Source organism: Tistlia sp., assembly GCF_040905785.1.
Classification (GTDB): domain Bacteria; phylum Pseudomonadota; class Alphaproteobacteria; order Kiloniellales; family DSM-21159; genus Tistlia.
Genome location: NZ_JBBDQW010000016.1, coordinates 18,488 through 40,933, shown reverse-complemented (window position 1 = coordinate 40,933; position 22,446 = coordinate 18,488). Strand labels below are relative to the sequence as shown.

The window sequence follows — 22,446 nt, the reverse complement described above, 5'->3', positions numbered from 1 at the left end:
CGGGGCGGGGGGTTTCTTTTTGTCCCGCGTTCCGGGCCGGGGTGCGCGGAGAGCCAGACGACCCTGAGGCGTCAGGCCTTCGGCGAGTCGACCTTGACGGCGCCGGGCGCAGCCGGAAGGGCGACCGCCGCGGCCTTCGGGGCCGCAGTCTGCGGAGCCGCAGTATTGGGGGCCGCGGTCTTGGGGGCCGCCGAGACCGGGCTGGCGGTGGGGGTCTTCTGCTTGGACGACCAGTCTTTGAAGGACATGTTCATGTCTTCCCTGAGCCAATAAATGAACGACCACTTCGAAATATCTGGTCGGTCGCGCTGAAGTTATCAATCAGGTGGCATCGCTATTTATATTTGCGCAACGCCACGGCGCCTCGGGAGCGCTCCGGTTCGTTTCGCGCCGGGCGCGTGAGGGCGCCCGATCCCCAGGCGGCTTCGCCAGTCCCTACGGCGACGAGTCCCGGCTACCGCTCCGCCACCAGCCGCTCGACCGGCAGCGGGGCCTGGCTCTTCACCGAGCGGGTGACGATGTAGGTGAAGTAGCGGTCGATGCCGATCTCGGCCTCGAGCAGGCGGTCGATCAGGCGCTGGTAGCCGTCGACGTCGGCGGCGACGACGCGCAGCAGGTAGTCCAGGCCGCCGCCGGTCGCCCAGCAGTCGAGCACCTCAGGCGTCTCCTGCATGGCCTGCTCGAAGCGCGCGAAGTCCTCCTGGCGGTGGTGCTCCAGGGTGACCTCGACCAGCACCTCGGTGATCGGCGCGACGCGGGCGAGGTCGAGCCTGGCCTGGTAGCCCTTGATCAGGCCGGCCTGCTCGAGCCGCTTCAGGCGCTCCCAGCAGGGGCTCGGCGAGAGGTTGACGGCCTCGGCCAGGCCGACCTTGGTGATCCGGCCGTCGCGCTGCAGCACGGCCAGGATCTTCAGGTCGACGGCGTCGAGCCGCAGCGGGGCGGGCTTGGCCATGGGCGGCCGGTCAGCCGGGGACGGCGATGACGCCGAGGCAGTCGCCGGCCTGGACCATGCCGGGGAAGTGGCGTGCGGCGAGAATGCCCGAGACCGGCGCGCGGTACTCGATGGTCGCGCCCGCAGTGCGCCGCTGGTCGAACACGCGGGCGACCAGTTCGCCCTCGGCCACCGGGTCGCCGAGGTCGAGGCAGGGCTCGACCAGGCCGTGATGCTCGCTGACGACGTAGCCCTCGTCGGGCATGGTCAGCAGGGTGCTCTCGACCGGCTCCGGCGCGCCCTCCAGGATGCCGGCGTGGCGCAGCAGGTTGAGGATGCCGCGCTCGGCGATGCGCACGGTCGAGGCGCGCGCCGTACCGCCGCCGCCCAGCTCGGTGGTGACGAAGGTCTTGCCGAACTCCTCGACGACGGTGTCGTAGAGGCCGCTGGCGTCCATCTCGGTCATGATCACGGAGTAGGGCGCGCCGAAGGCCTCCATGGCGGAGCGGCAGCGTGCCTCCTGCTCCTTGTCGTCGAGCGCGTGGCAGGCGGCGAAGGGCAAGAACTCCAGGGTGCGCCCGCCGGAGTGGAGGTCGAGCACGAGGTCGGCGCGCGGCAGCAGGTTGCGGCAGAAGTAGTCGGCGATCTTCTCGGTCACCGTGCCGCTCGGCGAGCCGGGGAAGACCCGGTTGAGGTTGCCGTTGTCGATCGGCGAGGTGCGCCGCCCGGCTTCGAGAGCGGGGTAGTTCATCGCCGGCACGATGATGACGCGGCCGCGCACCTGCGCCAGGTCGATGGCGGCGGCGAGCTTGTAGAGCGCGATCGGCCCCTCGTACTCGTCGCCGTGGTTGCCGCCGGTCAGGAGCGCCGTCGGGCCCTCGCCGTTGCAGGCGACACAGATCGGGATCATCACCGAGCCCCAGGCCGAGGCGTCGCTGGAATGCGGCAGCTTGAGGAAGCCGTGGCGCAGGCCCGGCGCGTCCAGGTCGATGGAGGCGCGGATCGGCGAGGGCTTCAGGCCCGGGCCCGTGGCCATGCTCATGTTGGTCATCGACCTTGCTCCTCGCTTCCCGCGGACAGGGCCTTGCCCCGCCTCGTTCTCACCCGGGTCGTCGTCCCCGGCCTCGTCTCCCGCGTCATCCCTTGACGAACAGCTTGCGCGGCACCGACGCCAGGGTCTCGCAGCCGCTCTCCGTTATCACGATGGACTCGGTGATCTCCAGGCCCCAGTCGTCGAACCAGAGGCCGGGCATGAAATGGAAGGTCATGCCCGGCTCGAGCAGGGTGACGTCGCCGGGACGCAGGCTCATGGTGCGCTCGCCCCAGTCGGGCGGGTAGCTGAGGCCGATCGGGTAGCCGCAGCGGCTCGACTTCTCGATGCCGTGGCGCGCGAGAGCCTGCAGGAAGGCCTGGGCGATGGCCTCGCAGGGCTCGCCCGGCCTGGCCGCGGCAAGCCCGGCCTCCAGGCCCTCGATGGCCGCCTGCTCGGCGTCCAGCACGCGCGCCGGCGGCCGGCCGAGATAGAGCGTGCGCGACAGCGGACAGTGGTAGCGGTGGTAGCAGCCGGCGATCTCGAAGAAGGTCGCCGTGTCCAGCCCGAGCGGCCGGTCGTCCCAGGTCAGGTGGGGCGCCGAGGCGTCGACGCCGGTCGGCATCAGCGGCACGATCGCCGGGTAGTCGCCGCCGGCATCGGGCAGGCCCTCGGTCCCGGTCTTGAGGATCTCGGCGACGATCTCGTTCTTGCGGCGGCCCGGCTCCGCGACCTCCAGGATGCGCGCGTGCATGCGCTCGACGATGCGCGCGGCGGTGCGCATGTAGTCGAGCTCGCGCGGCGACTTGACGGCGCGCTGCCAGTTGACCAGGGCGGTGGCGTCGCCGAAGCGCGCGTCCGGCAGGTGGCGCTGCAGCGAGGCGAAGGCGGCGGCGGAGAAATAGTAGTTGTCCATCTCGACGCCGATGTGCCGGCGCCCCCAGCCGCGGTCGGTGAGCAGGGCCGAGAGCTGGTCCATCGGATGGCGGATCGTCGACTGCACGTACTCGTCGGGATAGGAGAGGATGCGCTCCTCCGCCATCCAGACGGTGCGCCGGGCGCCGTTGGCGTCCTGCGCGCGGCCCCACCACAGGGGATCCGCGTCGATCGGCAGGACGACCGCCTGGTGGACGTAGAAGGACCAGCCGTCGTAGCCGGTCAGCCAGGCCATGTTGGAGGGATCGGTGACGACCAGCAGGTCGAGATCGCGCGCGGCCATGGCTCGCTTCGTCTTGTCGATGCGCCGGGCATACTCGGCCGGCTCGAAGCGCGGGGCGGGGGCGGTCATGGTTGTCGCTCCGAAGGGCGCCGATCCGGGCGCCGGTTTTCCGATCGTTCGGGGAGGACGAAGGCCGGCGACCCTAGGCCTCGATCTCGCTGCCGACGCCGGCCGCCTTGCAGCGCGCGAAGGCGGCCGTGGCGACGGCGGTGTCCTGGATGCCGGTGCCGGTCAGGTCGGCGACGGTGACCTGCTCGTCCGAGCGCCGCCCGGCGGCGAGGCCGGCGATCACCTGGCCGAGCTCGGGCGGGGCGGGCTCGGCCGGCAGCAGGCCGGCCTCGAGGGCGCTACGCAGCTCGCCGAGCCGGCTGCACTGGCTGACCCGGTCGCAGACCAGCAGGTCGGCGTGCGCCAGCACCGCCGGATCGAGCTCGTTCTTGCCGGCCGCGTCCGAGCCCATCGCGGTGATGTGCAGCCCCGGATGGAGCCACTCGGCGCGGATCAGCGGCTCACGGCTCGGCGTCGTGGTGACGACGACCTGGGCGGCACGAACAGCCTCCTCGGGACTCGCCACCGCGCGCACCGGCAGGCCGAGGCGCGCCGACATCTTCGCGGCGTAGGCGGCGGCCTTGGCGGCATCGCGCGCCCAGACCAGCAGCTCCTCGAAGGGGCGCACCAGCGACAGGGCCTCGAGCTGCAGCTCGGCCTGGACGCCGGCGCCGAGCACCGCCGCGGTCCGCACCCGGCTCGGCGCCAAGTGTCTCGCGGCGACCGCGCCGGCGGCGGCGGTGCGGATGTCGGTGAGGTAGCCGTTGTCGAGCAGCAGCGCCTGGACGATGCCGGTCTCGGCGCTGAGCAGCACCATCAGGCCGTTCAGGCTGGGCAGGCCGAGCTTGGGGTTGTCGAAGAAGCCCGGGCTGATCTTGATCGCGAAGCCCTCGAGCCCGGGCACGTAGGCCGTCTTGACGTCGACCTCGCCGTGGCGCTCGGGGATCTCCATCGACAGGATCGGTGGCATCACGACCGCCTTGGTCGCGAGCGCCGCGAAGGCCTGCTCGATCAGCTCGACCAGCGCGAGGTCGAGCGTCACCTGCCCGCGCAGGTCGCTCTCGGTCAGGATGCGGATCGTCGGCATGGCTCTCCCTCGCCGTCCATTTCGTCATCCCTGCGAAAGCAGGGATCCAGAGACCTCCGCCGCCTGTGCGGACAGCCGGCGGGCTGGTGCGACCGACGATACTTTCAGTCGCCGTAGCCGATCGCCTGGAGGAACTGGCGCCGGTCGACGTTGCGGCCGGAGACCACGACGCCGACGGTCTCGCCCAGCTCCGCCGCCAGCCGCTCCAGCAGCAGCGACACGCCGACCGCGCCGCCGCCCTCGACGACCAGGCCCTCCTCCTCGAACAGCCAGCGCATGCCGCGCGCGATCTGCGGCTCGTCGAGCAGCACGACGTCGTCGACCAGGTCGCGCACCAGGGCGAAGGTGCAGCGGTTGGACAGACCGATGCCGCCGCCCAGGGAATCGGCGAGGCTGGCCTCCTCCTCCACGGCGACGGGCCTGCCGGCGGCCAAGCTGGCGTGCATCGCCGCGCCGCGCGCCATGGAGATGCCGACGATCCGGATCGAGGGCTTCAGCGCCTTGGCGGCGAGCGCGATGCCGCCGATCAGGCCGCCGCCCGACAGCGGCACCAGCAGGGTGTCGAGCGCCGGCGCGTCCTCGAGCATCTCCAGGGCGATGGTGCCCTGGCCGGCGACCACGTCGGGATGGTCGAAGGGCGGGATCTCGGCCATGCCCTCCTCGGCCACCAGGCGGTCGACCTCCTGCTGGGCCTCGTCCTGGGAGCGCCCGCCGATCCGGGCCTCGGCGCCGAGCGCCTCGATGGCGGCGACCTTGTTGGCCGGTACCAGCCTCGACATGCAGACGATCGCGGGAAGGCCGAGGCGCCGCGCCGCATAGGCGACGGCGCGCCCGTGGTTGCCGGTCGAGGCGCAGGTGACGCCGCGGGCGGCGACGGCCTCCGGCAGCCTGGCGACGGCATTGGCGGCGCCGCGGATCTTGAAGGCGCCGATCGGCTGCAGCGTCTCCAGCTTAAGCAGCACGCGGCGCCCGGTCTCGGCCGACAGCGCGGCCGAGGGCACCAGCGGCGTGCGCAGGGCGATGCCGGAGACGCGCTCTGCGGCCCGGCGGACGTCCTCGAGCTGGGGAAGGTCCGAAGTCACTGAAGTGTACATCTAAAGGAAGGCATGCGGGTATTGCGGCCATATGGCGTCATCGAAGTGCTCGAAAACGTCATGATATACACAAGTGTTGCGCAGGAGCCGATGTTTCCGCAAGCTCGGCGAGGAGCACGACCTGACGATGATCATGGTGACCCACCAGATGGGCTTCGCGCGCGAGTTCGCCGACCGCGTCTGCTTCTTCTACCAGGGGCGGATCGCCGAGGCGGGCCCGCCGGCCCAGCTGTTCGGCGACCCCCAGAACGAGCGCACGCGCCAGTTCCTCGGCGCCGTGCTCGAGGCGGGATGAGCGTCCTCGATTCCGGACGCACGGCCGGCCTGACGCCGGCGCGCGAGCGCTTCGAGCGCATCTACGCGACGATCCGCGACCGCATCTGCCTGCTCGAGTACCTGCCGGGCGAGCGTCTGTCGGAGGAGGAGCTGGCCGAGGAGTTCGCGGTCAGCCGAACGCCGATCCGCGGCGTGCTGAGCCGGCTCGAGGCCGAGGAGCTGGTCGAGATCCGCCACGGCGTCGGCAACTTCGTGACCGACGTCGACGAGGACGACCTGCGCCAGGTCTATCGCCTGCGCATGGAGCTGGCGGTGCTGATCGGCCGGCTCGACCCGCTGCCGCGCTCGGCCGAGGATTTGGCGCGCCTGGAGGCGCTGCTCCGGCGCTGCGACCGCCAGGCGCGCGACCCGGAGGCGCCGGCCTTCGCCCGGCTCAACATGGAGTTCTTCCTGGAGCTCAACGCCATGATCGGCAACCGGCCGCTGCGCGAGGTCACCGCGCGGCTCTACTACCTGACCAGCCGGATCTGGCTGAAATCGGTGCCGCGCCTCAACCTCGGCGACGAGATCGCGATCTTCCGCCGGGAGATGGCCGAGACCCTGGCGGTGATGCAGAGCGGCGACCTGGAGGCCGTCGGCCACATCCGCCGCCACCATATCTCCATGAGCGCCAAGCGCATGCTGGCCTACGACCAGGCGGAGGGGTCGGGGGCGCCGGCGAAAGGCTAGACGCTGACCTCGCCGGCCGGGGCGGGGGCGCCGCCGGCACCTGCCTGCTCCTTGCGGCGAAAGCGCACGACCGTGTAGCTGCCGAACAGCCCGACCTTGCGGCAGTCGAGCAGCTCGGCGCGCCCGTCGGCTTCGGCCCAGCGGCGCAGGCGGTCGAGGGGGAACTCCGGGCGCAGGCCGAAGCGGCGCAGGGGGGCCGCGGCCGCGCGCTCGACCCGGGCGGCGAGGCCGCGCTCGGAGTAGAAATGGCTGACCAGGACGATCTGCCCGCCGGGCCGCACGACGCGGACGCATTCGCTCAGCACCTGCTCCGGCCGGGCGACCAGGGTGATGACGAAGGGGGCGACGACGGAGTCGAAGAAGCCGTCGGCGAAGTCGAGCCTGTGGGCGTCCATCACCTCCAGCTGCCGGACGTGGGGATGGCGGCCCGAGAGCAGCCTGCGCTGCGCCCGCGCGAGCATCTCGCTGCTGAGGTCGATGCCGTACAGCGCGATCCCGGGTTTGCGGTAGTGCTCCATCGACAGGCCGGTGCCGATCCCGATCTCCAGGATCCGGCCGCCCTGCGCGGTGGCGGCCTCGGCGGCCGAGCGGCGCGCCTGCTCGAAGATCGAGCCGCAGACGACGTCGTAGACCGGCGCCCAAAGCCGGTAGGCACGCCTAACGGTCCGGTCGTCCAGGTCGTCGGGCACGCCCTGGAGGGCTGGCTCGGTCATGGTCCTTCTCCTTTTGCCACCCTGTTGCGGGGGCTCTGCCGCTCCCGTAGCGCAACGGGCGCCGCGGACAGGCGTTCCCCGGCACGAGATGCGGTCGCTCGACTGCGGGCCAAATGCCGCGCGGACGCTTGACCTTGCCGGGCCTGCGACCGATGTTCCTCGCCATGAGCGACTCAGCCCCTCCCGGTCCCGCCCTGCTCGACCACCTGCTCGGCCAGAACCGCCGCTGGGCGGCGGAGCGCGAAGCCTCCGACCCCGGCTACTTCGATCGCCTTTCGCACCAGCAGAGCCCCGAGTACCTGTGGATCGGCTGCTCCGACAGCCGCGTCCCGGCCAACGTCATCACCGGGCTGGATCCCGGCGAGGTCTTCGTCCACCGCAACATCGCCAACGTCGTCCACGGCGCCGACATCAACTGCCTGTCGGTCCTTCAGTTCGCGGTCGAGAACCTCAAGGTCCGCCACGTCATCATCTGCGGCCACTACGGCTGCGGCGGCATCAAGGCCGCGGTCGAGGGCGCAACCGGCCTGCTCGATTACTGGCTGCACCCGGTGCGCCGCCTCGCCCGCGAGCAGCGCGACGTGCTGGACGTCGTCGCCGACGAGAGCCATCGGCTCGACCGCCTGTGCGAGCTCAACGTCGCGCTGCAGGTCGAAACCCTGGCACGCACGCCGATCATCGAGGCGGCCTGGGCGCGCGGCCAGGAGTTGCGCATCCACGGCTGGTGCTACGACCTGAAGGACGGCCTGATCCGCAACCTGGAGTGCGGGCGCGCCGGACCGCGGGACTGAGCGCGGAGTGCGCCAGGCGAGCCACCGGATCGTCGTCGAGAGCGGCGGACGCGGCCTCACCGAGTTCACGGGCGCCGTTGCGGGCTGGGTCGCGGGGCAGGGCGTCGCCACCGGCCTGCTGACCGTCTTCTGCCGGCACACCTCGGCGTCCCTGCTGATCCAGGAGAACGCCGACCCCGACGTTCAGCGCGACCTCGAGGCCTTCTTCCAGCAGATCGCGCCGGAACAGCCGGGGCGCTACCGCCACGACGCCGAGGGACCGGACGACATGCCGGCCCACATCCGCGCCGCCCTGACTCAGGTGCAGCTCTCGATCCCCGTCGAGGCGGGCCGCTTGGCGCTCGGGACCTGGCAGGGGCTCTACCTCTTCGAGCACCGGCGCCGACCGCACCGCCGCGAGCTCGCCCTGCACCTGATCGGCGAGTAGTGGCCTCCTTGCCGGCGTCGGGAGCCTAATCGCCGAGCAGGAGCGCCAGGGGCAGGGTCCGGAGCCGCTCGCCGAGCAGGAGCTCGCCCTTGCCCGACTCGCCGCTCAGCGCGTCGCTCCAGGCGCGGTCCTGCAGGTCCCGCGGCAGGGCGACCGCCGTGTCGCCCCAGGCCTCGGCGGGAATCGTCGGGAGTTGCCGGTCGAGCAGGGCGAGCGGACAGCGCGGCGCGACGACCAGGGCGGCCTGCTCGCCGAGGCCGCGGGCGAAGGCGATGACGTGGTCGGCGCGGGCGCCGGAGACCTCGAGCGGCCGGTAGTCGCCCTCGGAGAAGAGCGCCGGCCGGTCGCGACGCACCGCCAGGACAGTGGCCAGCAGGCGCTGCTTGATAGCGCCGCCGCGCCAGTCGGCGAGCAGCGCCTCCCAGGGCTGTGCGGCGAGGCCCTCGAGCCGCCCGGTCAGGAGGTCGAACTCGACGGGGCGGCGGTTGTCGGGATCGACCAGGCTGAGGTCCCAGGACTCCGTGCCCTGGTAGAGGTCGGGCACGCCGGGAGCGGTCAGCTTGAGCAGGCTCTGGGTCAGGCTGTTGACGACGCCCGCGCGCAGGAAGGGCTCGGCGGTCGCCGTGAAATCCTTGAGGAAGATCCGGTTTCCGGGATCGAGCAGGCCCTTGGCGAACGCCTGGACCGCGGCTTCGTAGGGTTCGTCGGGCGCGGTCCAGCGGGTCCGCAGCTTGGCCTCGCGCAGCGCCTTCTCCAGGAAGGCCGAGACGCGGGTCGCGAGGGTCTCCAGCCCCTCGGGGTCGTCCGGCTCGAGGCCGGCGGGCCAGGCGCCGAGCAGCGTCTGGTAGAGCAGCCATTCGGTCTCGCGCTCGGGCAGGGCCTCGCTCTCGCCCTCGAGCTGGCTGCGCAGGCCGGCGTTCATCATCGACCAGCGCGACAGCGCCTCGGCCCACAGCCCGGGCGCCTCGCTGAGCGCGTAGAGCCGGGCCCGCGCGTCCTCGCCGCGCTTGGTGTCGTGGGTCGCGGTCGTCGAGAGTCCGCTGGGCTGGGTCGCCTGCCGTCGCGCCATGGCCTCGTGGAAGGCCTCGGCCGAGGCCTCGACGAGGTCCGCCTCGCCGCCGACCTCGTTGAGCGCGATCAGCCGGTGCTCGCGATAGAAGACCGTGTCCTCCAGGGCCTTGGCCATGATCGGGCCGGTCGTCTGCTGGAAGCGGGTGACGAAGCGCAGCGTGTCCTCGCGGTCCTCCTCGGGCACCTCGAGCAGCAGCAGGCTGGCGAGGAAGTCGACGGTACGCGGCTCTTCGACGTCCGGGCGCAGCTTGGCCCGCTCGGCTACCTCGGCGAGCAGCCGGCGGTCGGCGTCCGAGGCGCCCTCGGCGTCGACGTAGCTGCGGTAGACGGGAAAGGCCGCCATCAGGGCCGTCAGGGCGCGCCGCAGCGAGTCGGGTCCGAAATCGCGGGTCGCGATCTGGCGTTGCGCCAGGTCGCTGGCCTGGGCGACCAGGGTACCCAGTTCGGAGGCCAGGTTCTCGGTCAGGATCTGCAGCTTGGCGGCCTCGACCGCCGCCTCGAGATCGGCCGGCCGGCCGATGAAAGCCTCGTAGGCGCTGCCCAGCTCGGCCAAGCCGGCGCCGTCGCACAGGCCGGCGGCGAGGGCTGCGATGAACTCGTAGCCGGTCGTGCCGGCGACCGGCCACTCAGGCGGCAGCCTCTCGCCGGCCTCTAGGATCTTCTCGACGATCAGGTAGCAGTCCTCGGGCAGCGCATCGGCCAGCCGCGCGAGGTAGCCCCGCGGGTCGGCCAGACCGTCGATGTGGTCGAGGCGCACGCCCTGCACCAGGCCCTCCTCGACCAGGCGGAACAGCAGCGCGTGCACGGCGTCGAAGACCGCCGGCTCTTCGACGCGCACGCCGACCAGCCCGGTGATCTCGAAGAAGCGACGATAGGTCAGGCTGTCGCGGGCGGCGCGCCAGTAGGCCAGGCGCCAGGCCTGCGCTTCGTGGACCTCGTGGATCAACGCCTGGTCGCGCGACAGCTCGGCGAGTGCCGCGCGCAGGCCGTCCGCCGTGGCCGCCTCGGCGAGCACCCCGCGCAGCGCCTCGCGCAGCGGATCCTGCGTCTCGGGCGTCGCGCCGGCGAGCGGCCCCGCCAGACGCTCCAGCGCCGGATCGCCGGAGCGCGCCAGCAGCTGCGCGGTGCCAGCCGGGTTGAGCGGCAGCGCCGTCTCGAAGTAGCGCAGCAGCAGGCGGCCGGCGCCAGCATCGAGGTCGAAGGAGAGCTCGCCTGCCTCCAGCACCTCGGCGTAGGGCGCCCCCAGGATCGGCTGCAGCAGCTTGTCGGCGGTCCAGTCGATGTCGAAATGGTCGGCGGTCGGGCTCGCCTCGCCCCACTCGAGCAGAGAGCGCCACCAGCCGTTCTCGGGCGTCGCGCTCATGTGGTTGGGCACGAAGTCGAGGATCAGTCCCAGGCCCTCGCGCTGCAGGGCCCGGGCCATGTCCCGGAAGCCGGCCTCGCCGCCGAGCGCCGGCTCCAGGCTGTTGAAGTCGGCGACGTCGTAGCCGTGGGTCGAGCCCTCGGCCGCCGTGAAGACCGGCGAGGCGTAGAGATGGCTGATGCCGAGCTGCCGCCAGTAGGGGGCCAGGGCCGCGGCGCGGGCGAAGGTCATGCCCTCGCGGAACTGCAGGCGGTAGGTGGCGCGGGGGCTCATCGCTTCGGCCGCTCGGCCGCGACGCCCCCGGCGATGGCCTGCGCCAGCTCGCTGTCGGCCAGCTGCTCCAGGGTCGGGCCGAGCCGGCGCCGCCAGTTCGGATGCTCGTCGTGCGTGCCCGGCACGTTCACGGCCAGACGCTCGCCCGCCAGATCCTCGAGACGCACGGCGAAGAGCCGCGAGGGCGCGCGGGCGAGGTGGCGGTGCACGGCGACCGCGAGCGCCTCGAGCGCGCTTGGCGACAGCCGGTCCTGCAGGAGCGCGCGCGCCTCCGTGCCGCCGAGCAGGCCCTCGGCGGCCAGTCCCTCGACGAGCCCGCGCTGGTCGTCGCGGCGGCGCGTCAGCTCGGTCCCCGCCAGCGCCTCGTCCATGAAACCGAACTCCTGCTGCAGGGCGACGTCGTCGCCCTGCCACCAGCCGAGCAGCGGCGGCAGGTCGTGCGTCGACAGGCAGGCCAGGGCCTGGCGTGGCCAGTCCTGCGGCGGCTTCAGGCCCTGTTCCAGGCGCTCGAAGTAGAGCAGGCGGTAGGACTGGATCTCGGCCGCGGCCATCGTCTCGCGGAAGCCGTCGGGCACCGTGCCCAGGTCCTCGCCGATGATCACCGTGCGGCGCTTATGGCTCGCCTCGGCCAGGGCGGCGAGCATCTCCGCCAGGGGATAGAGCAGGTAGGTGCCCTCGCTGGCCGGATGGCCGGCGGGAATGAAGAACAGCTGGCGCAGGCCCATGACGTGGTCGATGCGCAGCGCGCCGGCGTGGCGGACGACGTCTTCCAGGGTCGCCTCGTAGGGCGCCAGCTTGCGCTCGCGCAGCGTCGCCGGCGACAGGGGCGACAGGCCCCAGTCCTGGCCGCCGATGTTGAAGGAATCCGGCGGCGCACCGATCCTGGCGCCGGTCACCATCAGCTCCGGGTCCGCCCAGGTCGCCGATCCGTCCGGCGCGTCGCCGACGGCGAGATCGAGGTAGAGCCCGATGCGCATGCCCGCCGCCCGCGCGCGGCGCTTGGCCGTCTCGAGCTGCCGGTCGGCCAGCCACTGGAGCCAGCACTGGAAGGCCAGCTCGTCGCGGTTCTTCGCCTCGAAGGCCTGGACGGCCTCGCCGTCGGGCCGTTGGAAGGGCTCCGGCCAGCCCTGCCAGCCGGCGCTGCCGCCGCGGGCGACGAAGTGCGCGGACAGCGCTTCGAACAGCGCGTGGCGCGCGAGCGGCATGCCCCGCTCGGCCCGGAAGGCGTCGAAGGCGGCCCGGTCGTCGGGACCGTTCCCGCTCGCCCGCTCTCGCCAGATCGGCCAGAGGCGGCGCAGGGCCGCGAGCTTCAGCGCGGCGACGCCGGCGTAGTCCACCATGTCCAGGCCGCGCAGCCGCTCGCGCTCTTCCCCGTCGGCCAGCTCCTCCCGGAAGCCGGCGACCCGGTCGACCGCGATGTAGAGCGGGTTCAGGAAACGCCGGTTGGAGGGCGAGAAGGGGCTGCAGTGCCAGGGATTGGCCAGGAAGAGGGCGTGCAGCGGATTGACGCCCAGAAAGTCGGCGCCCAGCGCGCCGGCCTGCTCGCCCACGCGTGCCAGGTCCTCGAAGTCGCCGATGCCCCAGTCGCGCGCCGAGCGCAGCTGGTAGAGCTGCAGGGCGACGCCCCAGACCCGGCCGCGGTCGAGCCAGTCCGGCAGGAAGCAGCGCTGGTGATCCTGCACCTCGACCTGGGCTTCCGGCGGCTCGGGCGCCTCCGCCAGGGCCCGGCGCAGCGCCGCCTCGTCGCCGCACGGCACGCCGATCGCCTCCAGCAGCGCCCGCTTGACGGGCTCGGAGACGGTCCTGACGTCGCCCATCTGGTCTCGGTAGCTGATCGCGATTCCGTGGCGCTCACACAGGCGGTCGAGCAACGCCGTCATGGCCGGGCCCCGCCCAGCGACACCACGATCGAGCTTGCGATCATACGACCCGCCGACAGCGCCTCGGCCGCGCCCTCCGGCCGCTCATGGAGCAGGCGCCCGGGCGGCGGCGGCGCGGCCGGCCGCGCATCGGCCGCCAGGTTCGCGTCGAGCCGAAGCCGGCTGCCGTCGGCCAGCGTCCAGGTGACGGCGACGACGCCCTCGTCCTGCGTGCGGATCTGGCCGCATTCGCCGCCCAGGCCGGCGAGGCGCGGCACGATCTCGGCCGCCCGGATCGCCAGCAGGCGGCGCACCAGCGCCAGATGCTCGCGGCCCCGCTGCCCCTCGCGCTCGCCCCAGTCGAGCCGCGAGGCCTCGAAGGTCGCCGGGTCGTTGGGGTCGGGAATCTGCGCGCGGCTGGCTGCGTCGGCAAAGGCCGACCAGGCGCGGAACTCGCGGCGGCGTCCCTCGCGCACGGCGTCGGCGAGCTCGCCGTGGAAGTCGGTGAAGAAGCAGAAGGGGCGGCGCTCGGCCCACTCCTCTCCCATGAACAGCAGCGGGATCGCGGGGCTGAGCAGCAGCATCGCCGTCAGCAGCTCGAGTGTTCCGTGGTCGGTCAGCTCGGTCAGGCGCTCGCCGAAGGCGCGGTTGCCGGTCTGGTCGTGGTTCTGCAGGAAGTTGACGAAGGCGACCGGCGGCAGCTCCGCGCTCGGCTCGCCGCGCGGCTTGCCGCCGGCGTGGTCCGAAACCTCGCCCTGGAAGACGTAGCCCTCGGCGAGGGCGCGGGCCAGCTTGCCCCAGTGGTCGGCGGCGAAGTCGCGGTAGTAGCCCTCGCTCTCGCCGGTCGCCAGGGCATGCACCGTGTTGTGGAAGTCGTCGTTCCACTCGGCGGTGAACAGCGGCACGCCGCCGTCGGAGTCGCGCCGGTGCAACTTCACGGTGTTGCTGCTGTCCTCGCTGGTCAGGTGGACCGGGCGGTCGGCGATCCGGGCCCGCACCAGCCGCGCCATCTCCTCCAGGATCGGCTCCTCGGAGGGGTCGTGGATCTGGTCGATGGCGTCGAAGCGCAGGCCGTCGAGCCGGTACTCCTCCAGCCAGTAGAGCACGTTCTCGCAGAAGAAACGCCGCACCTCCGGCTTCTCGTAGGCGATGGCGCCGCCCCAGGGAGTGTGGCGCTCCGCGTGGAAGAAGTCCGGCGCATAGAGATGCAGGTAGTTCCCGTCGGGACCGAAGTGGTTGTAGACGACGTCGAGCAGGACCATCAGGCCGCGGGCGTGGGCCGCCTCGACCAGCGCCTTCAGGCCTTCGGGCCCGCCGTAAGCTTCGTGCGGCGCATAGAGCAGCACGCCGTCGTAGCCCCAGCCGCGGCGGCCGGAGAACTGCGCGACCGGCATCAGCTCGATGACGGTGACCCCGAGCTCCGCCAGGTGGTCGAGCCGCTCGGCGACGCCGGCGAAGGTGCCGGCCTCGGTGAAGCTGCCGACGTGGAGCTCGTAGATCACCGCCTCTTCCCAGGGCCGCCCGGCCCAGCCGGTCTCGGCCCAGCGGTGGGCGGCGGGGTCGACCAGCCGCGACAGGCCGTGGACGTCGCCGACCTGGGCGCGCGCCGCCGGATCCGGCACGACGCGCCCGTCGTCCAGCCGGAAGCCGTAGCCTTCGCCGACCGCGACGGCTTCGGTGGTCAGCTCGAACCAGCCGTCGGCCAGGCGCCGCATCGGCAGGTCGCCGCCGCCGGCGTGGAGGGCGACGGCCGACTGCGCGGGGGCCCAGAGCCGGAAGCGGGCGCGGCCGTCGCCGAGCGGCTCGGCGCCCCAGGAGCGGGGCGTGCTCCTTGCGTCGCTCATTCGGTCTCGCCCTCCAGGACCAGCACGGCGCGATCGGGCAGCTTCAGGCTCTCGCGTGCCCGGTGCAGGGGGCCTGCCGGCCGGACGCGGCCGGTGGCGCTGTCGATCAGCACGCGCCAGCGCAGCGCCGTCTCCTTGGCGGGCAGGACGAAGGGCAGCGCCTCGTCATGGGCGTTGAAGAGCACCAGGTGCCGCTCGCCGCCGGTGCCGCAGAACAGCAGCGCGACGGAGCGCGAGTCCGGATTGTTCCAGTCGCCCGGCTCCATCGGGTGCGAATCGTGCCGCAGCCAGACGACGTCGCGCAGCTCCTCGTCCGGCAGCCGCCGGCCGTGGAGGAAGTTCCTCTGGCGCAGGGTCGGGGTCTGGCGGCGGATCTCGACGACCCGGCGCAGGTACTCGAGGAAATCGGCGTCGCGCTCCTCGATGTCCTCCCAGGGCAGCCAGTTGAGCTCGTCGTCCTGGCAGTAGGTGTTGTTGTTGCCGTTCTGGGTGCGGCCAACCTCGTCGCCCATCAGCAGCATCGGCGTGCCCTGAGAGATGAGCAGCGTCGTCGCGATGGCGCGGCGCAGCCGGTCGCGCAGCGCCAGGACCTCGGGATCGTCGGTCGGGCCTTCGACGCCGCAGTTCCAGCTGAGATTGTGGTTGTGGCCGTCCTGGTTGTCCTCTCCGTTCGCCTCGTTGTGCTTCTCGTTGAAGGACACCAGGTCGGCCAGCGTGAAGCCGTCGTGGGCGGTAGCGAAGTTGATGCTGGCCCAGGGCCGGCGGCCGCGGCGGTCAAACAGGTCGGCCGAGCCGAGCAGGTTCTTGGCGAGGCCCGGCAGGGTGCCGGGATCGCCGCGCCAGAAGGCGCGCAGGCCGTCGCGGTAGCGGTCGCTCCATTCGGCCCAGCTCGGCGGGAAGTTGCCGAGCTGGTAGCCGTCCGGCCCGGTGTCCCAGGGCTCCGCGATCAGCTTGACCCGCGACAGCGTCGGGTCCTGGCGGACGGCGTCGAGGAAGACCGCGTTCGGATCGAAGGCGTCGCGGTCGCGGCCGAGCGAGCTGGCGAGGTCGAAGCGGAAGCCGTCGACGTGGCAGTCGCGGACCCAGTAGCGCAGCGAATCGGTGACCATCTGCAGCACGCGCGGGTGGCGCAGGTCGACCGTGTTGCCGCAGCCGGTGGAGTCGAAATAGTAGCGCGGATCGTCGCCCAGCAGGTAGTAGCTGGCATTGTCGATGCCGCGGAACGACAGCGTCGGCCCGAGCTCGCTGCCCTCGGCGGTGTGGTTGTAGACGACGTCGAGCAGGACCTCGATGCCGGCCTCGTGCAGGCGCCGCACCATCAGCTTGAACTCGTGCAGGTTGCCGCCACGCGAGATGAAGCGCTCCGCCGGCGCGAAGAAGCCGATGGTGTTGTAGCCCCAGTAGTTGCTCAGTCCCTTCTGCACCAGGTAGCGGTCGTCGAAGAAGGCCTGGGTCGGCATCAGCTCGACGGTGGTGACGCCGAGCCCGGCCAGGTACTCGACGACCTGCGGCTGCGCCAGCCCCGCGAAGGTGCCGCGGACCTGGGGCGGCAGGTCCGGGTGTCGCGCGGTCATGCCCTTGACGTGGGCCTCGTAGATGATCGTCTCCGACCAGGGCACGCTGGGGCTGCGGTCCGGCCCCCAGGTCACGGCCGGGTCGATGACCACGCACTTCGGCATGACGAAGGCCGAGTCCCGACGGTCGAACGAGAGGTCGCCGCGGGTGTGGCCGACGCGATAGCCGAACAGCGCGTCGTGCCAGCGCAGCTCGCCGTGCAGCGCCAGGGCGTAGGGATCGAGCAGCAGCTTGTTCGGGTTGAAGCGGTGACCGTTGCGCGGGTCGTAGGGCCCGTGCACGCGGTAGCCGTAGAGCTGCCCGGGACGCACGTCGGGCAGGTAGCCGTGCCAGACCTCGTGGGTGAACTCGGGCAGGGCGATGCGGTCGGTTTCGCGGCGGCCGTTGCGCTCGAACAGGCAGAGCTCGACCTTGGTCGCGTTGGCCGAGAACAGGGCGAAGTTCACGCCCGAGCCGTCCCAGGTGGCCCCGAGCGGGAAGGGCGACCCGGCATTCAGCTTCGTCGTCATTGTCGTCTGTTCCTAGGAGGAGGGTCGCAGAATCAACGTCGCCAGCGGCGGCAGGGTCAGGGACAGGGAGGCGGGACGGTCGTGCCGGCCGGGCTCCGCTGCGACCACGCGGCCGCCGTTGCCGACGTTCGAGCCGCCGTAGAGCTCGGCGTCGCTGTTGAAGATCTCGTCCCAGGCGCCGGCGCGCGGCACGCCGATGCGGTAGTCCGTGCGGACCACCGGCGTGAAGTTGCAGACCACGACGACGGGGTCGCCGCCCTCGTCCGCGTTACGCTGGTAGACGAACGTGCTGCCGGCGGCGTCGCTGGCGTCGATCCACTCGAAGCCGGCGGGATCGCAGTCGCGCTGGTGCAGCGCCGGAACCTCGCGGTACAGGCGGTTGAGGTCCCGGATCAGGCGCTGCAGGCCGCCGTGGGCCGGGTCGTCGCAGAGGTGCCAGTCGAGCGAGCGGTCGTGGCTCCACTCGCGCTCCTGCCCGAACTCGCAACCCATGAACAGCAGCTTCTTGCCTGGATGGGTCCACATGAAGCTGTAGTAGGCGCGCAGGTTGGCGAACTTCTGCCAGCGGTCGCCCGGCATCTTGTTGAGCAGCGAGCCCTTGCCGTGGACCACTTCGTCGTGGCTGAGCGGCAGCACGAAGTTCTCGGTGAAGGCGTAGTGCAGGCCGAAGGTCAGCTGGTCCTGGTGGTGGCGGCGATAGAGGGGGTCGCGGCGCATGTACTCCAGGCTGTCGTGCATCCAGCCCATGTTCCACTTGTAGCCGAAGCCCAGGCCGCCGCTGTGCACCGGCGCGCTGACCTGCGGCCAGGCGGTCGATTCCTCGGCGATCGTGGTGACGCCGGGATGCTCGGCGTAGGCGCGGGTGTTGACCTCGCGCAGGAAGGCGATGGCGTCGAGGTTCTCGTTGCCGCCGTGGACGTTCGGAATCCACTGGTCGGGCTCGCGGCTGTAGTCGAGGTAGAGCATCGAGGCGACGGCGTCGACGCGCAGCGCGTCGATGTGGAATCGCTCGAGCCAGTAGAGGGCGTTGGCCTGCAGGAAGTTCGACACCTCGCGGCGGCCGAAGTTGTAGATCAGCGTGTTCCAGTCCTGATGGAAGCCGAGCCGAGGATCCTCGTGCTCGTAGAGCGCCGTGCCGTCGAAGTGCGCCAGGCCGTGCTCGTCGCTCGGGAAGTGCGCCGGCACCCAATCGATGATCACGCCCAGGCCGGCCTCGTGGCAGCGGTCGACCAGCCGCGCGAAGGCCTCGGGCGGTCCGAAGCGGCTGGTCGGCGCGAACAGGCCGATCGGCTGGTAGCCCCAGGAGCCGGTGAAGGGATGCTCGCTGACCGGCAGGAACTCCAGGTGCGTGAATCCCATGTCCAGGGCGTGGGGGATCAGCCGGTCGCCGAGCGCGTCGTAGCCGAGCAGGCTGTCGTTCTCGCCGCGCTGCCAGGAGCCGAGGTGGACCTCGTAGATCGAGATCGGCGCCGAGACCGCCTGGCGCGCGGCGCGCTCCTCCATCCAGGCGCCGTCGCGCCACTCGTGCTGCGGGAGGCCGTGAACCAGCGAGGCCGTCTCGGGCGCCTGCTGCTGGAAGAACGACACGGGATCCGCCTTGAGCGGAAGGCGCTCGCCCTGTGCGCCGAGGATCTCGTACTTGTAGTGCGCGCCCTTCGGCAGGCCCGGCACGAAAAGCTCCCAGATGCCGGCCTCGTAGCGCCGGCGCATCGGGTGGCGGCGGCCGTCCCAGGCGTTGAAGTCGCCGACCACGCTGACCCGCTGGGCGTTCGGTGCCCAGACTGCGAAGCTCACCCCCTCGACGCCCTCGAGCGTGGCGGGATGGGCGCCGAGCCGCTCGTAGAGCCGCCGGTGCCGGCCCTCGGCCAGCAGGTGGCTGTCGAGCTCGCCGAGCAGCTCCGGGAATCGGTAGGGATCCTCGGCCTCCCAGCTGTTCTCGCCGGCGGCGAACTTCAGGCGGTAGGGGAAGGGCTTCTTGCGGCGCGGCAGGCTGCCGGTGAAGAAGCCTTCGGGGTGGATGCGCTCCAGCTGCGCGACCGGCTTGCCGGTGTTCGCGTCGATCACGGCGACCTCGGCCGCCGGCGGTGCGAAGACGGAGACGCGCAGCGGCCGGTCGCCGCCGCCGTGCATGCCGAGCACGGCGAAGGGGTCGCCATGGCGGCCGCGGACGATCGCCTCGACGGCGCTCTGGTCGATCGGAAGGGCAGATTCGCTACTCATGAGTTTCCCTGGCTTCCTTCGGGCCCGGGTGATTCTTCGAGCCCCTCGTTTCCGTCTAGCAGGTCGAGGAGGCCGGCGAGCGGGACGCCGACCCAGGTCGGGCGGTTGGCCAGCTCGTAGCCGATCTCGTAGACGGCCTTCTGCAGCAGGAAGAGGTCGAGCAGGCCCTCGGCGAGACGCTCGTCGGTCGGCCAGGTCGGGGCGCCGGCGATGCTCTCGCGATAGGCGGCCAGCACCGCGGCCGTAGTCTGGTCGCGCCACCGGCGGGCCCGCCCGGCGACGGCCTCCCGGTCGATGCCCGGGCGCTGGCCGTAGTGGCTCGCCGCCATCGCCGCGGCGTAGTCGAGCGAGCGCAGCAGGCCCGCGAGATCGCGCAGCGGCGAGGACTTGAGGCGCCGCTCGGCCAGATTGCGTCCCGGCTCGCCCTCGAAGTCGATGATCGTCAGGTCGTTCTGGGCGACCAGGATCTGGCCCAGGTGATAGTCGCCATGGATGCGCGAGCGTGCGCCCGACGGCTTCAGCGCTGCAACCGCCTTGAGCCTGTCCAGCAGGCGTCCCTTGAGGCCGAGCAGGCGCCGGGCGTCGGCCTGCGCCGCCTCGGGCAGGTCCCGCGCCGACTGCAGCCTGGTCAGCAGCTGCCTGGCCTCGGCCTGGGCCTCGCCGACCCAGGCGCGCAGGTCGGCCTTGGTCAGGGGCTCGCAGGCGAAGGCGGGATCGTCCGTCGGCGCCGCCAGTGCACGGTGGAGCTCCGCGGTGCGGCGGCCCAGCAGCGGGCCCAGGCCGAGCTGGGGCGAGAACTCCTCCCTCGGCGCTTCCGTTTCCGGCGCCTGCTCGGTCGGCTGCAGGGCCTGCTCCTCGAGGTCGCGCTCCAGCGCCTCGACGATGACGCCCCAGGCATCGCCCTGGTTGGGAACGAAGGCGTAGGCGGCGGCCAGGGTCGTCGCCTCGCCCTTGCCGTCCAGCGCCTCGATGGAGCCGAGCAGGGCCGGCGTGTTCGGGTAGCCGGCGGTCTCGGTGAGGAAGCGTGCGACCTCGACGTCGGGCTGTTCGCCCGGACGCAGGCGCCGATAGAGCTTCATGATGACCTGGTCGCTGAACACGATCGAGACGTTGCTCTGCTCGACGCCGAGCGGCCGCGGCGCGCCGAAGTCCTCGATCGCCGAGAGGCGTTCGCTGCCGATGCAGCGCAGCCGGCTGCCCTCGTCGCCGCCGTCCCGCCCATCCGCGGGGCCGGCCTGCATGGCCCGCAGCAGCGAGGCGGCGAAGGCCTCGTCCTGGGCGCCGTCGATCAGCGCGCCGATGCGCGGGCCCCTGCGGATCTTGGCCAGGGTGTAGGACAGCTTGGCCGCCCCGGCGCGCAGGTTCTCCTCGCCCCAGCGCGCCGCCAGGGGCAGGAAGTAGCGCTGGCTCTCCTCGCCGATCTCGACGTCGGCGGTGACCAGCAGGTGGTCGCTGTCGCCGAGGCCGCCGAGGGCGGTAAGGGTGACGCTGCGAATCCGCTGGTCCTTGGCGGCGAACCAGCGCTGCAGGGCCAGGTAGGTCGGCAGCGTCTCGGTCTCGAGCTGTCGCTTCTCGCGGCCGCTCAGCACGCTGGCGACCGTGCCGTCGCGGCTGGTCAGGGTGATGAATTCGGGCAGGATTTCGGGCATCTGCTGGTGCCAGGAAGGGGCCTCGGCCTCGTCGGCGAGCAGGAACCAGTAGAAGCCGTAGGCGGGGAGGGTCAGCAGGTAGGGCAGGTCGCCCACCGGCGGGAAGGCGGCGCCGCCGGTCAGCTCGATCGGCACCGCGCCGCGAAAGCGCGACAGGTCGAGCTCGACCGCCTGGGCCGAGCGGCCAAGGTTGGCGACGCACAGGATGCGCTCGTCCTCGTGCTCGCGCACGTAGGCCAGGATCTTGCGGTTGTGCGGGTAGATGAAGCCGATCGACCCGCGCCCGAAAGCCTTCCGGTCCTTGCGCACCGCGACCATGCGGCGGGTCCAGTTGAGCAGCGAGGAGGCGTCGGCGCGCTGCGCCTCGACATTGATCGCCTGGTAGCCGTAGATCGGGTCCATGATCGGCGGCAGGTAGAGCTGCTGAGGGTTGGCGCGCGAGAAGCCGGCGTTGCGGTCGGTCGACCACTGCATCGGCGTGCGCACGCCGTCGCGGTCGCCGAGATAGTAGTTGTCGCCCATGCCGAGCTCGTCGCCGTAGTAGAGGATCGGCGTTCCCGGCATCGACAGCAGCAGGGCGTTCATCAGCTCGATCTTGCGCCGATCGTTCTGCATCAGCGGCGCCAGGCGCCGGCGGATTCCGAGGTTGATCCGCGCGCGGGTGTCGGCGGCGTAGGTCTGCCAGAGGTAGTCGCGCTCCTCCTCGGTGACCATCTCGAGCGTCAACTCGTCGTGGTTGCGCAGGAAGATCGCCCACTGGCAGGCCTCCGGAATCTCCGGGGTCTGGCGGATGATGTCGGTGACCGGGTGCCGGTCCTCCTGGGCCAGCGCCATGTACATGCGCGGCATCAGCGGGAAGTGGAAGCCCATGTGGCACTCGTCGCCGTCGCCGAAGTAGGGGCGGGTGTCCTCGGGCCACTGGTTGGCCTCGGCGAGCAGCATGCGGTCGGCGTACTTCTCGTCCAGGCTGGCGCGGATCTGCTTCAGCACGACGTGGGTCTCGGGCAGGTTCTCGTTGTTGGTGCCCTCGCGCTCGACCAGGTAGGGGATGGCGTCGAGCCGGAGCCCGTCGACCCCCATGTCGAGCCACATGTGCATCACCTTCAGGACCTCCTTGAGGACCCTCGGGTTGTCGAAGTTGAGGTCGGGCTGGTGCGAGTAGAAGCGGTGCCAGAAGAAGGCCTCGGCGACCGGGTCCCAGGTCCAGTTCGACTTCTCGGTGTCCAGGAAGATGATCCGCGTGCCGTCGTAGCGGTCGTCGGTGTCGCTCCAGACGTAGAAGTTGCGCGCCGCCGAGCCGGGCTTGGCCGTGCGCGCCTTCTGGAACCAGGGGTGCTGGTCGGAGGTGTGGTTGATGACCAGCTCTGTGATCACCCTCAGGCCGCGCCGGTGCGCCTCGGCGACGAAGATCTTGAAGTCGCGCATCGTGCCGTAGCTCGGATTGATCGAGCGGTAGTCGGCGATGTCGTAGCCGTCGTCGCGCAGCGGCGAGGGATAGAAGGGCAGCAGCCAGATCGCCGTGACGCCGAGCTCCTGCACGTAGTCCAGGCGTTGCATCAGGCCGGCGAAGTCGCCCAGGCCGTCGCCGTTGGAATCCTGGAAGGCCTTGACGTGGAGCTGGTAGACGATCGCGTCCTTGTACCAGTCGGTGCTGGAGCGATCGATCGCGCCGTCCCGGCGTACCCGGCCGTCGCCGGCCGGGGTGCGCGTCACCTTCGCGGGGAGCGGACTGTCCATG

16 protein-coding genes are annotated in these 22,446 nt (G+C 71.6%); 4 read left to right on the top strand and 12 right to left on the bottom strand.

Features of this window, described 5'->3' with window-relative positions; translation table 11 throughout:
- Nucleotides 1–454: 454 nt before the first annotated feature.
- The 5 genes from WD341_RS04320 to eutB all read right to left on the bottom strand — a co-directional run bounded on the left by WD341_RS04320 (nt 455) and on the right by eutB (nt 5,397).
- Nucleotides 455–952, bottom strand: a complete 498-nt coding sequence (locus WD341_RS04320) for an Lrp/AsnC family transcriptional regulator (protein WP_368424196.1) — start codon at nt 950–952, stop codon at nt 455–457.
- A 10-nt stretch (nt 953–962) separates the two neighbouring features.
- Complete coding sequence (doeB, locus tag WD341_RS04315; RefSeq protein ID WP_368424195.1) at nt 963–1,982, bottom strand: N(2)-acetyl-L-2,4-diaminobutanoate deacetylase DoeB; 1,020 nt, start codon at nt 1,980–1,982, stop codon at nt 963–965.
- An 85-nt stretch (nt 1,983–2,067) separates the two neighbouring features.
- Nucleotides 2,068–3,249, bottom strand: coding sequence for an ectoine hydrolase DoeA (gene doeA, locus WD341_RS04310; protein WP_368424194.1), 1,182 nt, complete (start codon nt 3,247–3,249; stop codon nt 2,068–2,070).
- Nucleotides 3,250–3,322: 73 nt separating this feature from the next.
- On the bottom strand, nt 3,323–4,315 hold the full coding sequence (locus WD341_RS04305; protein WP_368424193.1) for a cyclodeaminase: 993 nt from the start codon (nt 4,313–4,315) through the stop codon (nt 3,323–3,325).
- 104 nt (nt 4,316–4,419) lie between these two features.
- Nucleotides 4,420–5,397, bottom strand: a complete 978-nt coding sequence (gene eutB, locus WD341_RS04300; RefSeq protein WP_368424192.1) for a hydroxyectoine utilization dehydratase EutB — start codon at nt 5,395–5,397, stop codon at nt 4,420–4,422.
- A gap of 85 nt (nt 5,398–5,482) precedes the next feature.
- On the opposite strand from eutB, the gene WD341_RS04295 reads away from it, so the two are divergent.
- Together WD341_RS04295 and WD341_RS04290 are read left to right on the top strand one after the other, a co-directional pair.
- Nucleotides 5,483–5,704, top strand: a complete 222-nt coding sequence (locus tag WD341_RS04295; RefSeq protein WP_368424191.1) for a hypothetical protein — start codon at nt 5,483–5,485, stop codon at nt 5,702–5,704.
- Nucleotides 5,701–6,414 carry a GntR family transcriptional regulator gene (locus WD341_RS04290; RefSeq protein WP_368424190.1) on the top strand — a complete coding sequence of 238 codons (714 nt, stop codon included), beginning with the start codon at nt 5,701–5,703 and terminating at the stop codon, nt 6,412–6,414. The genes WD341_RS04295 and WD341_RS04290 overlap by 4 nt, the downstream gene beginning before the upstream one ends.
- Here the strand turns inward: WD341_RS04290 and WD341_RS04285 are convergent.
- On the bottom strand, nt 6,411–7,127 hold the full coding sequence (locus tag WD341_RS04285) for a class I SAM-dependent methyltransferase (RefSeq protein ID WP_368424189.1): 717 nt from the start codon (nt 7,125–7,127) through the stop codon (nt 6,411–6,413). The two genes, WD341_RS04290 and WD341_RS04285, sit on opposite strands and share 4 nt — an antisense overlap.
- Before the next feature lie 164 nt (nt 7,128–7,291).
- Between WD341_RS04285 and WD341_RS04280 the strand changes: the two genes are divergently transcribed.
- Both WD341_RS04280 and WD341_RS04275 read left to right on the top strand, forming a co-directional pair.
- On the top strand, nt 7,292–7,918 hold the full coding sequence (locus tag WD341_RS04280; RefSeq protein WP_368424188.1) for a carbonic anhydrase: 627 nt from the start codon (nt 7,292–7,294) through the stop codon (nt 7,916–7,918).
- A gap of 7 nt (nt 7,919–7,925) precedes the next feature.
- Complete coding sequence (locus WD341_RS04275) at nt 7,926–8,345, top strand: secondary thiamine-phosphate synthase enzyme YjbQ (RefSeq protein ID WP_368424187.1); 420 nt, start codon at nt 7,926–7,928, stop codon at nt 8,343–8,345.
- Nucleotides 8,346–8,370: 25 nt separating this feature from the next.
- Here the strand turns inward: WD341_RS04275 and treY are convergent, their stop codons facing one another.
- From treY to treS, 6 genes are read right to left on the bottom strand one after another with little or no spacing between them, the layout of a single operon-like run.
- Entirely contained in the window at nt 8,371–11,052 is a 2,682-nt protein-coding gene (gene treY / locus WD341_RS04270; protein ID WP_368424186.1) for a malto-oligosyltrehalose synthase, read from the bottom strand.
- Nucleotides 11,049–12,932 (bottom strand): 4-alpha-glucanotransferase, encoded by a 1,884-nt coding sequence (malQ, locus tag WD341_RS04265; RefSeq protein ID WP_368424185.1) that lies wholly within the window; start codon nt 12,930–12,932, stop codon nt 11,049–11,051. Before malQ ends, treY begins: the two co-directional genes overlap by 4 nt.
- On the bottom strand, nt 12,929–14,755 hold the full coding sequence (treZ, locus tag WD341_RS04260) for a malto-oligosyltrehalose trehalohydrolase (RefSeq protein WP_368424184.1): 1,827 nt from the start codon (nt 14,753–14,755) through the stop codon (nt 12,929–12,931). Before treZ ends, malQ begins: the two co-directional genes overlap by 4 nt.
- Complete coding sequence (glgX, locus tag WD341_RS04255) at nt 14,752–16,839, bottom strand: glycogen debranching protein GlgX (RefSeq protein ID WP_368424183.1); 2,088 nt, start codon at nt 16,837–16,839, stop codon at nt 14,752–14,754. Before glgX ends, treZ begins: the two co-directional genes overlap by 4 nt.
- A gap of 12 nt (nt 16,840–16,851) precedes the next feature.
- Nucleotides 16,852–19,059, bottom strand: coding sequence for a 1,4-alpha-glucan branching protein GlgB (gene glgB, locus WD341_RS04250; RefSeq protein WP_368424182.1), 2,208 nt, complete (start codon nt 19,057–19,059; stop codon nt 16,852–16,854).
- Nucleotides 19,056–22,445: a maltose alpha-D-glucosyltransferase gene (gene treS, locus WD341_RS04245; protein ID WP_368424181.1), complete on the bottom strand. Its 3,390-nt coding sequence runs from the start codon at nt 22,443–22,445 to the stop codon at nt 19,056–19,058. The genes glgB and treS overlap by 4 nt, the downstream gene beginning before the upstream one ends.
- Nucleotide 22,446 lies beyond the last annotated feature (1 nt).

Bases quoted from the DNA above. Each gene is read 5' to 3' on its own strand.
- WD341_RS04320 (WP_368424196.1), bottom strand. From the start codon at position 952: ATGGCCAAGCCCGCCCCGCTGCGGCTCGACGCCGTCGACCTGAAGATC.
- doeB (WP_368424195.1), bottom strand. From the start codon at position 1,982: ATGACCAACATGAGCATGGCCACGGGCCCGGGCCTGAAGCCCTCGCCG.
- doeA (WP_368424194.1), bottom strand. From the start codon at position 3,249: ATGACCGCCCCCGCCCCGCGCTTCGAGCCGGCCGAGTATGCCCGGCGC.
- WD341_RS04305 (WP_368424193.1), bottom strand. From the start codon at position 4,315: ATGCCGACGATCCGCATCCTGACCGAGAGCGACCTGCGCGGGCAGGTG.
- WD341_RS04290 (WP_368424190.1), top strand. From the start codon at position 5,701: ATGAGCGTCCTCGATTCCGGACGCACGGCCGGCCTGACGCCGGCGCGC.
- WD341_RS04285 (WP_368424189.1), bottom strand. From the start codon at position 7,127: ATGACCGAGCCAGCCCTCCAGGGCGTGCCCGACGACCTGGACGACCGG.
- WD341_RS04280 (WP_368424188.1), top strand. From the start codon at position 7,292: ATGAGCGACTCAGCCCCTCCCGGTCCCGCCCTGCTCGACCACCTGCTC.
- treY (WP_368424186.1), bottom strand. From the start codon at position 11,052: ATGAGCCCCCGCGCCACCTACCGCCTGCAGTTCCGCGAGGGCATGACC.
- malQ (WP_368424185.1), bottom strand. From the start codon at position 12,932: ATGACGGCGTTGCTCGACCGCCTGTGTGAGCGCCACGGAATCGCGATC.
- treZ (WP_368424184.1), bottom strand. From the start codon at position 14,755: ATGAGCGACGCAAGGAGCACGCCCCGCTCCTGGGGCGCCGAGCCGCTC.
- glgX (WP_368424183.1), bottom strand. From the start codon at position 16,839: ATGACGACGAAGCTGAATGCCGGGTCGCCCTTCCCGCTCGGGGCCACC.
- glgB (WP_368424182.1), bottom strand. From the start codon at position 19,059: ATGAGTAGCGAATCTGCCCTTCCGATCGACCAGAGCGCCGTCGAGGCG.
- treS (WP_368424181.1), bottom strand. From the start codon at position 22,445: ATGGACAGTCCGCTCCCCGCGAAGGTGACGCGCACCCCGGCCGGCGAC.